Annotated in this window: 14 protein-coding genes; 7 read left to right on the top strand and 7 right to left on the bottom strand. The window is 62.0% G+C overall.

Features of this window, described 5'->3' with window-relative positions; translation table 11 throughout:
• Positions 1-49: 49 nt before the first annotated feature.
• Positions 50-946: an oxygenase MpaB family protein gene (locus G9U53_RS11105; RefSeq protein WP_003943533.1), complete on the top strand. Its 897-nt coding sequence runs from the start codon at positions 50-52 to the stop codon at positions 944-946.
• A gap of 48 nt (positions 947-994) precedes the next feature.
• On the opposite strand, the gene G9U53_RS33910 is transcribed toward G9U53_RS11105, so the two are convergent.
• Together G9U53_RS33910 and G9U53_RS11100 are read right to left on the bottom strand one after the other, a co-directional pair.
• Complete coding sequence (locus G9U53_RS33910; RefSeq protein ID WP_256718246.1) at positions 995-1,126, bottom strand: hypothetical protein; 132 nt, start codon at positions 1,124-1,126, stop codon at positions 995-997.
• 2 nt (positions 1,127-1,128) lie between these two features.
• A complete protein-coding gene (locus tag G9U53_RS11100) occupies positions 1,129-1,587 on the bottom strand; it encodes a GNAT family N-acetyltransferase (protein ID WP_042920782.1) in 459 nt (152 codons plus the stop codon).
• Between the two features lie 514 nt (positions 1,588-2,101).
• Between G9U53_RS11100 and G9U53_RS11095 the strand changes: the two genes are divergently transcribed.
• Positions 2,102-2,806 (top strand): heme peroxidase, encoded by a 705-nt coding sequence (locus G9U53_RS11095; RefSeq protein ID WP_165638689.1) that lies wholly within the window; start codon positions 2,102-2,104, stop codon positions 2,804-2,806.
• Between the two features lie 316 nt (positions 2,807-3,122).
• Complete coding sequence (locus G9U53_RS11090; protein ID WP_207624199.1) at positions 3,123-3,698, top strand: hypothetical protein; 576 nt, start codon at positions 3,123-3,125, stop codon at positions 3,696-3,698.
• 10 nt (positions 3,699-3,708) lie between these two features.
• On the opposite strand, the gene G9U53_RS11085 is transcribed toward G9U53_RS11090, so the two are convergent.
• Genes G9U53_RS11085 through G9U53_RS11075 form a run of 3 tightly spaced genes read right to left on the bottom strand, consistent with a single transcriptional unit; the run spans position 3,709 to position 7,073 of the window.
• Complete coding sequence (locus G9U53_RS11085; RefSeq protein WP_165638688.1) at positions 3,709-4,653, bottom strand: tyrosine-protein phosphatase; 945 nt, start codon at positions 4,651-4,653, stop codon at positions 3,709-3,711.
• 51 nt (positions 4,654-4,704) lie between these two features.
• A complete protein-coding gene (locus G9U53_RS11080; RefSeq protein ID WP_165638687.1) occupies positions 4,705-5,868 on the bottom strand; it encodes a hypothetical protein in 1,164 nt (387 codons plus the stop codon).
• Positions 5,865-7,073 carry a phosphotransferase family protein gene (locus tag G9U53_RS11075; protein WP_165638686.1) on the bottom strand — a complete coding sequence of 403 codons (1,209 nt, stop codon included), beginning with the start codon at positions 7,071-7,073 and terminating at the stop codon, positions 5,865-5,867. The genes G9U53_RS11080 and G9U53_RS11075 overlap by 4 nt, the downstream gene beginning before the upstream one ends.
• Before the next feature lie 124 nt (positions 7,074-7,197).
• Here G9U53_RS11075 and G9U53_RS11070 point away from each other — a divergent pair, with 124 nt between their 5' ends.
• On the top strand, positions 7,198-7,818 hold the full coding sequence (locus tag G9U53_RS11070) for a TetR/AcrR family transcriptional regulator (RefSeq protein ID WP_165638685.1): 621 nt from the start codon (positions 7,198-7,200) through the stop codon (positions 7,816-7,818).
• Here the strand turns inward: G9U53_RS11070 and G9U53_RS11065 are convergent.
• Complete coding sequence (locus tag G9U53_RS11065; protein WP_165638684.1) at positions 7,815-8,801, bottom strand: DUF2332 domain-containing protein; 987 nt, start codon at positions 8,799-8,801, stop codon at positions 7,815-7,817. The two genes, G9U53_RS11070 and G9U53_RS11065, sit on opposite strands and share 4 nt — an antisense overlap.
• A 150-nt stretch (positions 8,802-8,951) precedes the next feature.
• On the opposite strand from G9U53_RS11065, the gene rraA reads away from it, so the two are divergent.
• Positions 8,952-9,428, top strand: a complete 477-nt coding sequence (rraA, locus tag G9U53_RS11060) for a ribonuclease E activity regulator RraA (protein ID WP_003943552.1) — start codon at positions 8,952-8,954, stop codon at positions 9,426-9,428.
• Between the two features lie 15 nt (positions 9,429-9,443).
• On the opposite strand, the gene G9U53_RS11055 is transcribed toward rraA, so the two are convergent.
• Positions 9,444-9,671: an RNA-binding S4 domain-containing protein gene (locus G9U53_RS11055; protein ID WP_003943569.1), complete on the bottom strand. Its 228-nt coding sequence runs from the start codon at positions 9,669-9,671 to the stop codon at positions 9,444-9,446.
• A gap of 88 nt (positions 9,672-9,759) precedes the next feature.
• Here G9U53_RS11055 and lysX point away from each other — a divergent pair, with 88 nt between their 5' ends.
• Together lysX and G9U53_RS11045 are read left to right on the top strand one after the other, a co-directional pair.
• Positions 9,760-13,116: a bifunctional lysylphosphatidylglycerol synthetase/lysine--tRNA ligase LysX gene (gene lysX / locus G9U53_RS11050; protein WP_165638683.1), complete on the top strand. Its 3,357-nt coding sequence runs from the start codon at positions 9,760-9,762 to the stop codon at positions 13,114-13,116.
• A gap of 13 nt (positions 13,117-13,129) precedes the next feature.
• Positions 13,130-14,020 (top strand): alpha/beta hydrolase, encoded by an 891-nt coding sequence (locus G9U53_RS11045; RefSeq protein WP_082239123.1) that lies wholly within the window; start codon positions 13,130-13,132, stop codon positions 14,018-14,020.
• The last annotated feature ends 19 nt before the right edge of the window (positions 14,021-14,039 follow it).

Here is a 14,039-nt window from a genome sequence, read left to right as displayed (position 1 = left end):
GCTCACACCTATCTCTGCCGCGTGCAGACCAGTCCCAGGGAGTGTTCAGATGAAGCGCTACGACCTCCGCAGTCGCACGGATCAACTCGATCCCGAAACCGATTACGAAGAGATGTCGCGCATTCTCGCGGCGCAAGAGTTTCCCTGGGACATCAATCAGGCGCTCAGCTTCGCACTGTTTCGTACATACGCTGTCCCCTCGATCGGCAAGCTCCTCTTCTCCACGGGCGAGTTCACCGACAAGGTTCAGAAGCGCTACGACGACACCAGCCTGATCCTCGACGCCATCCTCGAGCACGGCCTCAGCAGCACCGAAGGCCGCAAGAGCGTGCGTCGAATGAATCAGATGCACGGCTCGTACGACATCTCCAACGACGACATGCTCTATGTCCTGGCCACCTTCGTCGTCACGCCGGTCAGATGGCTCGACGAGTACGGCTGGCGGAAGATGACCGACAACGAGATCGTCGGGTCGACGAACTATTACCGCCACCTGGGTCGGTACATGAACATCAAAGACACTCCTGACACCTACGAGGGCTTCGTCAAACTTCTCGATGACTATGAGCGCGAACACTTTTCATTCGATCCCGGCGCCCGAGCCGTCGCTGATTCCACCCTCGACCTGATGTGCACCTTCCCGCCCAACAACCTGGCACCGAAGGCTCTGGTCAAGGGATTCGCCTTCGCGCTCATGGACGATCACCTACTCGACGCCTTCCACTACAGGCACCCGAGCACTGCGATGCGCGTCGTCTCACGCGGTGCGCTGAAGGTCCGCGCGCGCCTGCTGCGGTTCTTCCCCGTGCGTACGAAGCGGAAATTCGCCCGCGAGCTGCCCAACATCCGCAGCTACCCGAACGGTTACAAGGTCGAAGACCTCGGCACCTTCCCCACGGGATGCCCGGTCAAGCACCTGCAGGCAGACCAGCAGGCCCAAGCGTAAGCACGCTGGAACGCATCGGATTCACTGACGAGTTTGTCCGCGGAACGTTCAGGAGACGATGGTCATGATTCCGATACCGCCGTACGGACTCGGCGACAGTTGGAAGATCTGGACTCCCTGGCTGGTCCCCATCGTGGAGTGGTGGAACTCCTGGCACCCGGGCTGATTCGCGTTTCTCATGCCTAGATGAGGGAGGAGTCGCGACCAGTACGACGAAGGGTGATCAATTCATGGTTCGTCTCGGCGTCGTGTCGACGCCCCTCTTCTTCGAACTCCATCAGCGCATAGAACCTGCGGGCGCGATCGTTGAGGGTGTAGACCTCGAGTGTCACCTCGCCGTGCATGGTTGTGGCGTGTTCGACCAACGCCCGCCCGACGCCCAACCCTTGTGACGCCGGCGCGACGAACAGTCCCCCGATTTCGGAGCCGATCATTCCCAACAGTCCAACGACAGCGGAGTTGTGCTCAGCGACCCAATTGTCGGCCTGAATCAGATAAACCTCTCGCATCTTCTGCTCCCGTTCGCCCGTTCCCTCACCCGCAAGGAACGGGTGGGCTTCACGGGCAGCGCGCGACCACAAGTCGACGACCACATCCTCATCCGAGGATACGTAGCGGCGAATGATCAGATCCTGGTTCACAATCCGACCCTACCCTCTGCCATCACAACGCTCACCAATACCAAAGTGATTCATTCCAAGACCTCTCGATCACGGGCCCGGACCGGTAAGATTCAAACGGAAAATGTCTACGCACAATAGATTTCGAAACATTGGGCACCATTCATGCACTCCGACTCCTCCATGCACTCTGACTGCGAACCACCACTCACTGTTGATGAGCGAGGCGACACACCGCTAATTGATTCGACGCAAGCTGAATACGCCTTGCTACAGCGTGAGCAAGGCGGCACGCATGAGGCATATCCGCAGTCGCGCCGATCGGCATTTTCACCAATGGTGTAGATAGTGCGCAGTCTATTCAGAGGAAAATTGAACTTCTCTTATCAAGATCGATTTCGTAGTCTTTGAATCATCCGGCAACATCACCCTCTTGCAATGCCCCGTCTTACCCCTTTCTTACAGCTATGTCAGAGGGATCGTGCATAGTGCATTGAGAACTCACTGAGCGCATATCCAGAACAGAGGACACAGCATGCCCGCAACAACAGATGATCGGGTTGACCTTCTTGCAAAGCGCTGCGATCTCGATCTCGGCGACCCCGATCTCTGGTTCCGACCCGACGGCTATCCGCACAGTCTGGCCCTTTGCATCATCGATTCGATCGCATCCACTGGCGCGCACTACAACTCTGTCAAGAACGTGCTGCGTCACTACATCGAATACCGGCAGTCGCAAGGCGGCAATGCAGACACCGACAATGCAGAAGCCCTACTGGGCACCTTCGCAGAACTCGGCGGTCCCCAGCAATGGGCTGAGATGACGAACAATCGCAAACCAACGTCGACGAGCATAGGTGCTCCGCTCAAAGCTGCGGCTATTCACGAGGCTGCTGTTCAGCTGCGTGAGCAGGGAATCAACAGTACCCATGACCTCCTCAACGCCGCCCCAAGCAAAATTGAGGAGACAAAGAAGGCGTGGATCAGAGTGCCAGGACAGCGCTCCGGGATCACCTGGAACTACTTCCTGATGCTCGCAGGCATTGGGGGCGTGAAAGCTGATCGCATGGTCATCCGCTATGTGGCGGGTGCGATCGGATCTGCGCCCGAGAATGTCAGCCCCACTGATGCCGCAACCCTGGTGAAGGCTGTAGCCGAGAAGTCGGGCCGCAATGTCACACATCTTGATCATGCGATCTGGCGATTCGAATCCGGCCGACCCGTGAACCAGCACCACTGAGCAGAAAATCGAGGGTTCGATCCAGAATTCCCTAAAGCACGGGAAAGATACCTACACCGCGACGGTCACACGGGACGGAGCGCTCGAGGTGAACGGGAAACGCTACCGTTCCCCCTCAGCGCCACTGACAGAACTCATGGGGCAACAGAGGCAGGCTGGAGAGACTGGCAGCTCGCCGACGGACGACAGCTTGCCCAACTGCGACGCGAGGCCCGCACCGAAATGGCCTGGTAAGCGCAAATGGCTTCCTCGGTGCGTCAGCGGGAACAATTCCACTTTCCACTCCGCGGTTACTGCGTTGTGCAAGGGTTATCCGATGACTAGCGGCGATCCGATGACCGACGGTGGAGGCCCGGCATCTTGGTGGAAGGTGACAGCGATTGTCGCCGCAGTGCTTGTCGCCCTCACGTGCGGCGTCATCGTCTGGTCCTTCATGCCGCCGGTTGTGTACTTTCCGTTCTTTGCGCTCGCAGCCTCAGTACTGCTCGGTTTGGGCGGAGTGTGGTTGATACTCAGCCTGATTGGCTGGATGAAGTACAAAACTCTGCGTTTGAGCACGATCGCGCCGGTGATCGTGCTCGTCACCGGTGCGCTCGTGACCTTGTCCGTCCCTTCGCGTGCTGCGTTTGCATTGTCGAAAGATTCGCTCGAAGCAGTGGCCGCGGATTGCCAGAAGTCGATGGACAACCAAACAATTGGCGTCTACCGGGTCCTGCAGGTCTGGCCCGTCGGCAACGGGTGCCGCTTCCACATCGAGGGCGGTCTGATCGATTCGATCGGATTGGCGTACTTACCCGACGGCGCACCATATCTCGGCAAGCCACGCCGCGACGGCGAGATCGGATACCAGGAGTTCGACGGCGACTGGTACTCGTTCGTTCAAGCGTTTTAGCGGCGCGCAACTAGTCGACGAGCTTGGCCTTCAGAAGCGCGATCGTGTCCGGAGTGAGTCCGAGACCTTCGGTGAGATAACCGTCGACGGTTCCGTAATCGCTGGCTATCTGCGCGAGTCCAGCTTCCAGGTACGAAGCGTCGACACCGAGGGCCGGTTCGAGATTGGTCGCCACCTGCGGGCTCAGGGCCTGAGAGATCTGCGCAAGGATCTTCTCGTTGGTCGCCTGAAGGTAGGTGTTGCTCAACAGATAGTCGTCCATGATCGTCTGGGCGGGGACACCGGCGATGGACTGCAGCAACATCGCGGTCCAACCCGTGCGGTCCTTGCCTGAGGTGCAATGGAACAACTGCACCCCGTCACTCGCAGCGATGTCCGAGAGGACCTGCTTGAAGCCGGCACGACGAACGGGATCGGTGACAAAACTGCGGTTGGTGTCGACCAAGAACTGCTTGGCCTCCTCCGGCGACTTGATCGTCGTCGCGAGCTGGGTGAGATCCTTGAACTCGATGGGGATGTTCGTGTACGTCACACCGTCCGGGAGTTTGTCCGCGCCACCGATGAACGGGTTGGAGATCTCGGTTGCGCCGCGCAGGTCATAGGCGTCGGCAAGTCCGAGGCCGGTGAGCGTCGCCTTGTCTGCATCGCTGGTCGCGGTCAGCGCATTGGACCGGTAGATGACGCCGCGCTTGAGGTGCGAGCCGTCGACGGTGGCGTATCCCCTACCATCATTGCCGGCGACGTCGCGAAAGTTGGCCACGGAGGCCAAGTTCGGTGTCGGCTCGAGCACAGGATCGAGCGAGCCGAGATCGACCGCTCCAAGCGAGCCTGTGTTGAGAGAGCCCAGGTCGAGCGGGATTGCCGTGGCGGGAGCAGCAAACATCAGACCACCTGTAACGACTAATGCGGCGGCCTTTGCAGTGCGAGCGAACAACATTCGTGTGCGTGTGGACATGTGGCAGTGCCTCTCTCTGCAGTTTGGGATTTGTGGTGTGGTGATCTGGAGTTACGGAGCGACATCACCGATGCCGGTAAATCCGTATCGCTGGTGAGGTCCGATGACTGCTACCTCGAACAGGCCTGTCCCGGTGCGGGTTACGCCGTCCTCGACGAGGGTGAACCGAGCCAAGTTGTCGACCGGGCACAGCATCTTCTTCCACGGTTCGATGTCCGAAACCTTTTCCCGCAGGCCTTGAACCACCAGTTCGCCCTGCCACATCCCGTGGCGCCAATCCTGCTCGAGTCCGTAGCCCGTGCCGACACCGATGTAGTTGGGCAGTATCGGTTCGCAGGTGATCTCCAGGATGTGGTCGGATTCGCCGGGTGCACCGGGGCGCCGGAAATACAGAGTTCCGCTCTTCACCTCGCGAGTACCGGAAATGAAGGTGAGCTGGTGGTCCGGTCGACCCAACCACTCCGGCTCGCGCGAGCGGTCTGCCCAGACGCGAGTCGCATCTTCGAGGATTCGGCGTCCCTGCTGATCTTCTTGAACGATCGTGACGATGGTGAAGTCGCCGAATTGCATGATCGAGTAAATCCAGAAGAAGTTCTGACTGCCGGCTATCGCCGGATCTGCCTTGCGTCCAGGCGGTTCCGCTTCGCCGACCGGTCGCACACCCCAGGACCGATCGCGATTACCCCGCCACGTCTCCGGGGTAACCGGGATGGCGTCGCCGTCGACGGTCAAGGATCCGGACCATGTTCCGGTCTGCACGAATCGTTGCGTGTCGAAGGTGACTCGTTCGAGCTGGCGATGGAAATGTCTGGCCTCGAGATTAGCCGGACCGTCGGATTCGAAGGTGAGGTCGAAGCTCAGATCCGGTGCCTCGGGGCTCGGTTCCAACACCACACGTAGGCGGTGCAGGCCCTCGATGATCTCGATTCGCAGCGGGCCTACTGACAGGTCCATACGATCGTCACCCAAGGCGCGAGATGCCCGGAAGACTATGTGGTCATCGCCGCGCCGAAGAACCGCAAAGCCGTCGCATACACCAAGATTGGGGTACTGACCGAGACCGATGATGAGAAACAGTGGCTCGGTGTCGCCGTCGACGCCGGCATGGCAGTTGAAGTAGTAGCGGTCGTAGAAGTTTCGATCCGAGGTGCCCACGTGGCGGATGGTCTCGGCGATCTGATGTACCGGGTAGTCGTCGAGCGGGGACAGTGTCATCGTGCATCTCCTGTTGTGAGCGGGGATGTTGCGAGCGACTCCCAATAGGTGCCGTCGAGCATGGCTTCGAGTGTCTTGTGGTGCAGGATCATCTCGTCCGGGTTGTCGGGGAATTCGGCCTGACCGAAAGCCACTGCGCGGCTTTGGACTCGGAACATGATCACCGCGTGCCGCAGCGCGGCGTAAAGGATGTAGAAATCTAGATCCGCAACCTGGTGGCCGGAAAGCGAGCCGTAGGCATCTGCCACGTCCTCGCGACGAAGGAAGTCCGGCATTCCGGGGAGTCCGGCCATGGCAGCGAGATCCTCGAAGAACCTGTGCTGGAAGATCATCCAGCCGAGGTCCAGCTCACGCGGCCCCAGTGTGGCCATCTCCCAGTCGAGGACCGCCGCCGGCTCGAAGTCGCGGTAGATGACATTTCCGATCCGCGAGTCACCCCAGCAGAGCACTGCGCAACCGGCATCGGCGGGAAAGTTCGCTTCGATCCAGTCGAAACCGCGCTCGATCAACGGAGATCCTGGTCCGTCGGCTGTTGCCCACTCGTAATAGCGTCGCTGGTCCTCGAGGTGCGCGCGAAGTGCTTCTGCCCCAGTCGGTTCGGCACCCTCGCGGCACAACTCGGGGAGTGCGAGGTGGGGATCGGCCATAGCGTGCAACTCCGCCAGCACCTGGACCGATGACTGCTGGAGTCGAGAGCAGTCGTCGGCCGAAGCTTCCGAGAGCCACGAGCCGAACGTGTACGGCATGACGTCTGGCGGGATTTCGCCCTCGCGCCGTTCCATCACGAAGAACTCGCCGCCGAGCGCGTCCGGGTTGCTCTCGGACCAGTACACCCGCGGGATCGGCACCGACGTGTGAGCGGCGACGGCGCTCATGACCCGAAACTGCTGGTCCAGGTTGTAAGACGGAAAGATCGGTACCGCACTGTCCCGCGGGGCGATACGGGCGACCAGGCGATGCTCGCCTCGAATCCCGTCCTCGATCCACGTCGCATCGAAAAGCACAGTCTCGTTGGACATGCCGTTCGCGGCCGGCACCTCGACCGAAGTCACGGAAGGTTTCGAGCCTCGCCACAGCACGGTTGCGAGCCAGCCTTCGAGGCTGCGCCGCATCTCTGCCGGGTCGTTGCGGGATTCGCCGGGCCTGGCAAATTCGGCGTAGTCGGGATCTTCGCCGGAGTTTTCTGTTTCGGTTCGAAGGTTCATCACCACTCCTCGTGGTTCGGTGGCGCCGATGCGCACGTGCCGATTGTCGATACAATATGTATCGACTAAAGCCGTGACAGAATGTAACGGCCATCACAGCGATACCGCAAGGGATTTGCCCAAAATGTCCAAAGATTCCGAAACTCAGCACCGCCTGGGCCCGCAACGAAACCCTGCAATCGACGACGCAGTACTGGACGCGACCAGGCAACTGTTGGAAGAAAAGGGGTATGCGGGCACGTCCATCGACGCCATAGCCACGCGTGCCGGAGTGGGGCGTCCTGCCATCTACCGTCGGTGGCCGTCGAAGGCACACATCGTCAACGACGCGATCTATCCCGTACTCGACGTCGAACAGGGCGCGGATATCGACACCGAACTCGGCACCGAGGGCACGATCACGGATCAGATCCGCGCGCTGGTGCACGGCGCGGTTGCTCTGTTCGCAGCTCCCGCCACACGAGCCGCTGCTCCCGGATTGATGAGCGAAGTGCGAACAAACGCGGAATTACGCGACGTTCTCGTGGTGCGGCAACTGGCCGGAGTCCGCGTCGAGCTGAACCGTCGACTCGAGGCGGCGAGAGAGCGCGGCGACATCCGAAGCGGCGTCGACGCCGACGCTCTTCTCGACATCATGGCGGGCGCGGCCATCTTCGCGCTGTCGGTTCGTGACGTCTCGGACCCGGGACCGTTTGCCGATTCTCTTGCCGACATAGTGCTGAACGGCATACTTCCCAGCACCTAACCTGCTGTCGCCGTGCAGGTTTGGTCTATCCAGTCGAGGAACTGCCCATGTCCACCGGCCAGCCCGTGAGGTGTGCCGTCAAGAGAAACAACAAACTTCCCACGGCGCACCTCTGGTGATGCCGTCAACTTGGCATCGACTTCGGGCAAAACCCCGAGACCTTCGTTCGCTATCCAGCGACATGGCAAAGCGTGAACAGCTTCTGCGAATTCATCTCTGGCAGTCGGGATCAGATAGTTGAGTACCGCACTGTGAAAGACCACGATCGTTGTTTCCCGTGGCGCACGTTCGACGAGATCGGCAACAGCCGACGTGAGATCTCCGCGAACCAGATGAGGCGGATCCACACGAGCGAGTGCCGCTGCGTCGCGCAATCGCCGCCGGCGGTGGTCCTGTTCCGGCCACACAAGACTCTCCAACCATCTCATGTCGTCGGTGTCGCCTACATCGAGTGGGTTCAGGTCGATGCCCGCCCGGTACACCACGTCTGGGACTCTCTCCGGAATCGGCGGACTGCCAGTCGTCGCACACTCCAGCAGAACGGTGGACGGACCATCGACTGGATGCAGATACTTTGTGCCGTCGTAGAGAAAGCTGTAGCGGTCAGGGTAAAGGCACAGGCCCGCCGAAGCACCGACTTCGATGAGGGAGAGCGGGCCCTTCAACAACCCGAGGACGGGAAGCAACACGGCAGAGCGGCCAGCTTCATTCGTCTGTGTAGTCCTGGTCTGCGCGAGTTGTTCCACCTCGGACCAGTTGTCGCTCAGCCACCGGCGAAACAACGCATACGGCGCGACCGGGGCACCGAGGTGACGGCACGCCCCGAATATCAGGTTGGGTTGCCTGCGGGGTTCTGGAAGCCGATCTATCAGAGCGAGGACTGCTGGATCCTCCGATACGCCGGTGCCCCATTCCTCGTAGATCGCGGAGTTCCCTCGAGCCTCCACTTCTGCGAATGATCGGTACCAACGCGAAGTGTCCACCGTCGATGTTTACCGGATGGCGCGTGGTGCTGAAAGGTTTTCGATCAGGCCGTCGCGTAACTCGCAGACGTCCCCCACGTCAGGCGTACTCGCCTGAGAACCCTCCCCGAGGCCCACTAGGCCCGAGCCCCGCCGACTATCCTGTGGGGCATGACCGAGCCTGTAGCGACCGCTGACCTTGCCGACGAGATCGGACCCGACATCCGTAGCTGCGACACGCAGTTCACCCAGTTCGGTGGACGTGAAGTCTTTGCCGGCCCCATCACCACCATCAAGTGCTTCCAGGACAACCTGCTCGTGAAGCAGACCCTCAGCGAACCGGGCAACGGCGGAGTCCTCGTCGTCGACGGTGACGCGAGCATCCACACCGCCCTGGTCGGCGACATCATTGCCGGCCGCGGCGTCGACAACGGTTGGGCCGGTGTCATCGTCAACGGAGCCGTCCGCGACTCCGCGATCCTGCGCACCCTCGACATCGGCGTCAAGGCTTTGGGCACCAACCCGCGCAAGAGCACGCAAACCGGTTCGGGCGAGAAGAACGTGCCGATCGAAATCGGCGGAGTCACCTTCAACCCCGGCGAGATCGTTTACAGCGACCAGGACGGCGTCGTCGTTCGCGAGAGCTAGTCAGAAGTCGCGGGATCAGGCGGGGGCTTCCACTTTGGCGGCCATCCCGCCGATCTCGACGACATCGCCGTCACGAAGCTGGCGGCCCCGACGATCTTCGACCTCACCGTTGACCGAAACCATGCCGTCGGCGATCACTTCCTTGGCCTCCGCGCCCGATTCGATGAGGTTCGCGAGCTTGAGAAACTGACCGAGCCGAATCATTTCGTCGCGGATGGGTACTGCTGGAATGTTGTCGGTCATGTCAATCATCTTCCTCCTCCCACAAAACTGGACACGACAGACCACACTTAGCGTGAGGATCTGATCGACCGGTAGGAGAGGAAGCTCGATGGCACCATTGACCGAGGTATCGGACACCACTGCAGAGTTGGTGGAATCGCCACCCGAAAATCCGCGCCAGGCGCGTCGATTCCGCAAAGGGCGGTTCAGCCAGGTTCCCCATATCTCGGGACTGATCCTCGGAGTCTTCTCCGTACTGGTGTTCCTGTGGAGCATCTCGCCGGTACTGCGGCACATCCTCCGCGTCCCACGCGAATACATCGACAGCTACTACTTCGACGCACCGGATACGAGCCTGTCGTGGGCGCTCGTCGTCGCCCTGCTCGCCGCCGCCCTCGCGAGCCGCAAGCGCATCGCCTGGTGGCTGTTGACGATCTACCTGTCACTGATCACCCTCACCAACATCGCCTCCGCGATCGTCGACAAGAACCCGAACAACGCCGTGGCCGTTGTCGTTCTGCTTGTCGTGATCGGAATCCTCATCGCGGCGAGGCCCGAGTTCTACACACGCGTACGGCGCGGCGCCGGCTGGAAAGCACTCGGCGTGCTGATCGGCGGCATGGCTGTCGCGACCGTGATCGGTTGGGGCCTTGTCGAACTCTTCCCAGGTGACCTACCGCAGAACCAGCGATTCCTGTGGGCCCTGAACCGCGTCACCGCGGCGGCTTCGGTCGACAACGAGGTGTTCGACGGCCACCCGCGCGTCTTCGTCAACACGGTCCTCGGTCTCCTCGGTGCCATCGCGCTACTCGCAGCCGTCATGACGCTCTTCCGCGCGCAACGCTCCAACAACGCGCTCACCGGAAACGACGAGTCCGCGATCCGCGGGTTGATCCAGAACTTCGGTGCCGACGACTCTCTCGCTTACTTCGCCACCCGCCGCGACAAGGCGGTCATCTTCGCGCCGAGCGGCAAGGCCGCGATCACGTACCGCGTCGAGATCGGCGTCTGCCTCGCCAGTGGTGATCCCATCGGTGATCCCGAAGCGTGGCCGCACGCCATCGAAGCGTGGCAGGGGCTCGCGTCGCAGTACGGCTGGGCGACGGCCGTCATGGGCGCCAGCGAAACCGGGGCGACGGCGTACAAGAAGGCGGGCCTGAGCGTCCTGCAGCTCGGCGACGAAGCGATCCTGCGCACCCGCGAGTTCAATCTCAACGGACGCGACATGCGCCCGGTGCGCCAGGCGGTCACCCGAGTGAGGCGTCACGGCGTCACCGTGCGGATGCGACGCCATCGCGACATCCCGCCGGAGGACATGGCGGCCGTCATCATCCGCGCCGACGACTGGCGCGACACCGACACCGAGCGCGGCTTCTCCATGGCGCTCGGCCGACTGGGCGATCACCTCGACGGCGATTGCCTCCTCGTCGAAGCCGTCATGGGTGAAGGCACCGAGGACGAAAGCGTCGTCGGCATGCTCTCGCTCGTGCCGTGGGGACCGAACGGTGTTTCGCTCGACCTGATGCGCCGTAAGCCGACGGCGCCCAACGGTGTCGTCGAATTGATGGTCTCGGAGTTGGCCACACGTTCGGACGAGATCGGCGTCGTGCGAGTCTCGCTCAACTTCGCCGTGTTCCGCTCGGTGTTCGAGGAAGGTTCGCGCATCGGCGCGGGCCCGATCCTCCGCATCTGGCGCTCGGTGCTCGTCTTCTTCTCCCGCTGGTGGCAGCTCGAAGCGCTGTACCGCTCGAACGTGAAATACCAGCCGGATTGGGCGCCGCGCTTCCTCTGCTTCGAGGACAACCGCGAACTGCCGCGCGTCGGATTCGCGTCGGCCATCGCCGAAGGCTTTGTGGTGCTGCCCAGTTTCGGGCGCAAGTCCAGCCAGGTCGTCAAGCACACCGGTACGCATGCGGCAGTGCCCGCAGCTCTGGTGACTTCCGAAGGACTGCACGCCGACGGCAGCCCGCCGGACTCGGCGCCGACGGTCACGACCAACGGTCCGCGTCGACCCGAGCAGGTCCGCGTGCGCATGAACAAGCTCGCGCAACTGGCCGAGGAAGGGATCGCCGCCTACCCCGTCGCCTATCCACCGACGCACACGATCGCGGCCGCAGCGAAGTCACCGGAGGGCACCCGCGTGCGAATCGCGGGACGCCTGCTGAGGGTCCGCGACTACGGCGGAGTGGTGTTCACGGACGTGCGCGACTGGTCCGGCGACATACAGGTCCTGGTCGACCAGGACAACGTCGGCCGCGAGAAGCTGGCGGAGTTCGCTGCCGAGTTCGATCTCGGTGACCTGATCGAAGTCAGCGGAACCATCGGGCGCAGCCGCAAGGGCGAGCTGTCGCTCATCGCCGTCGAGTGGCGCATGAACGGCAAGTGCCTGCACCCGCTGCCGGACAAGTGGAAGGGCCTCTCGGATCCCGAGACCCGCGTCCGCCAGCGGTACCTCGACATCGCCCTCAACCCGAAGGCCCGCGAACTTCTCGAGGCTAGAAGCGCCGTCGTGAAGTCGCTGCGCGATTCACTCGGTGGTCGCGGATACCTCGAAGTCGAGACCCCGATTCTGCAGCAGGTGCACGGCGGCGCGAATGCCGCTCCGTTCCTGACACACATCAACGCGTACAACCTCGACCTCTATCTCCGCATCGCACCCGAGCTGTACCTGAAGCGGTTGTGCGTCGCCGGTATGGAGAAGGTGTTCGAGATCGGCCGCGTGTTCCGCAACGAGGGCGTCGACTTCAAACACAATCCCGAGTTCACGATCCTCGAGGCCTACGAAGCCCACAGCGACTACGAGGGCATGATGCGGATGTGCCGCGAGCTGATCCAGGCGGCGGCCGTCGCAGCATTCGGTCGCGAGATCATCATGCGTCCCGGCCCGGACGGCGAACTGGTCGAGGTCGACATCTCCGGTGAGTGGCCGGTGAAGACGATGCACGGCGCCGTCGCCGAAAAACTTGGTGTCGACGTCTCCCCCGAGACAAGTCTCGAAGACCTGCAGAAGTTGTGCGACGCCAACGAGATCCCGTACCAGTCCAGCTGGGATACCGGCGCCATCGCGCAGGAAATGTACGAGCATCTGGTCGAGGACTACACGGAGTTCCCGACGTTCTACACCAACTTCCCCACCTCGATGTCGCCGCTCACCCGGCCGCACCGCAGCATCCCCGGCGTCGCCGAGAAGTGGGACCTGGTGGCGTGGGGCGTCGAACTCGGAACCGCATACAGCGAGCTGACCGACCCTGTGGATCAGCGCAACCGGCTCACCGAGCAGTCGATGCTCGCGGCCGGCGGCGACCCGGAAGCGATGGAATTGGACGAAGACTTCCTCCAAGCCCTCGAACACGCGATGCCGCCGACGGGTGGTCTCGGGATGGGCGTCGACCGAATCGTCATGCTGATCACGGGTGGCAGCATCCGCGAGACGCTGGCCTTCCCCCTCGCGAAACCGCGTCAGTAGTCCGGATTCTCGCGTGCCGGAATTGTTCCACGTGAAACCACCGGGCGAGATATTGCAGGTCGGCGAGAGCCGACTGCATGTTCTTGCCGAGGGCGACGGCCCCGTCGTCGTCCTGTGCGGCGGGCTGGCGGGCAACTGGTTCGACTGGGATGACTGCGCGCGTCATCTTCAGTCGGACCACACCGTCGTCCGCTTCGATCGCCCGGGCTTCGGGCTCAGCGAGCCGTCTTCCGAAGTTCCGACCGTCCGCGGCGAAGCTGAGCGGATCCGCGACGTGCTCGACACTCTGGGACTGAGTGGTCCGGCCGTGGTGGTCGGCCACTCCATCGCCGGCTTCTACGTCGAAGGCTTCGCGCGCCTGTTCCCCGACCGGGCGGCGGGGATGCTCCTCCTCGATTCCAGTGCCGAGAAGGAGCCGAAACGTCTTTTCCCCCGCGACCTGCTGCTGATCGCCTCCCGAGCCGCCGCGGCTTCGTTCAGCACCACCGGGCTCCAACGACTCCTCGGTACGACGACGCGCAAGATCCTCAACCAGTCCGTGCCGCCGAGCGGGTCGTCCGAAGCCACTCTCGAATGGGTGCGGAAGATCTACCGCGAGCCTCATTATCTGGAAGCGGCGATGATCGAATACGTCGCGTACACCGATATGGCGCTGGAGCTCACCGCTTTACGACGCTCGAGCAAGCATCCACTGCCCGACATCGACCTCAGCGTCGTTGCCGCACACACTGGCCACACCACTCCCTGGTCCATCGCCTGGATGGCAAAGCAGCAGAAACTCGCCACCTACCTCGGCGGGAGTTTTCACGTCCTGCGCCCGGCGCATCACCACGCGATGATCGATCAGCCCGAGGAGTTGGCGAACTTGATTCGGCGCCTCACGCAGCCGAACCGTCGGGGATGACACTTAAAGTTACAACTCG

The organism is Rhodococcus sp. D-46 (assembly GCF_011290655.1).
In the GTDB taxonomy this organism is placed as follows: Bacteria; Actinomycetota; Actinomycetes; order Mycobacteriales; family Mycobacteriaceae; genus Rhodococcus_F; species Rhodococcus_F qingshengii.
This window is presented reverse-complemented; position numbering and strand designations above follow the sequence as displayed.

Excerpts from the sequence above, each read along its gene's own strand:
- G9U53_RS11070 (WP_165638685.1), top strand. The coding sequence starts at position 7,198 with ATGTCCAAAGATTCCGAAACTCAGCACCGCCTGGGCCCGCAACGAAAC.
- rraA (WP_003943552.1), top strand. The coding sequence starts at position 8,952 with ATGACCGAGCCTGTAGCGACCGCTGACCTTGCCGACGAGATCGGACCC.
- G9U53_RS33910 (WP_256718246.1), bottom strand. The coding sequence starts at position 1,126 with ATGAGAAACGCGAATCAGCCCGGGTGCCAGGAGTTCCACCACTCCACG.
- G9U53_RS11105 (WP_003943533.1), top strand. The coding sequence starts at position 50 with ATGAAGCGCTACGACCTCCGCAGTCGCACGGATCAACTCGATCCCGAA.
- G9U53_RS11085 (WP_165638688.1), bottom strand. The coding sequence starts at position 4,653 with ATGTCCACACGCACACGAATGTTGTTCGCTCGCACTGCAAAGGCCGCC.
- lysX (WP_165638683.1), top strand. The coding sequence starts at position 9,760 with ATGGCACCATTGACCGAGGTATCGGACACCACTGCAGAGTTGGTGGAA.
- G9U53_RS11055 (WP_003943569.1), bottom strand. The coding sequence starts at position 9,671 with ATGACCGACAACATTCCAGCAGTACCCATCCGCGACGAAATGATTCGG.
- G9U53_RS11080 (WP_165638687.1), bottom strand. The coding sequence starts at position 5,868 with ATGACACTGTCCCCGCTCGACGACTACCCGGTACATCAGATCGCCGAG.
- G9U53_RS11095 (WP_165638689.1), top strand. The coding sequence starts at position 2,102 with ATGCCCGCAACAACAGATGATCGGGTTGACCTTCTTGCAAAGCGCTGC.
- G9U53_RS11090 (WP_207624199.1), top strand. The coding sequence starts at position 3,123 with ATGACTAGCGGCGATCCGATGACCGACGGTGGAGGCCCGGCATCTTGG.
- G9U53_RS11075 (WP_165638686.1), bottom strand. The coding sequence starts at position 7,073 with ATGAACCTTCGAACCGAAACAGAAAACTCCGGCGAAGATCCCGACTAC.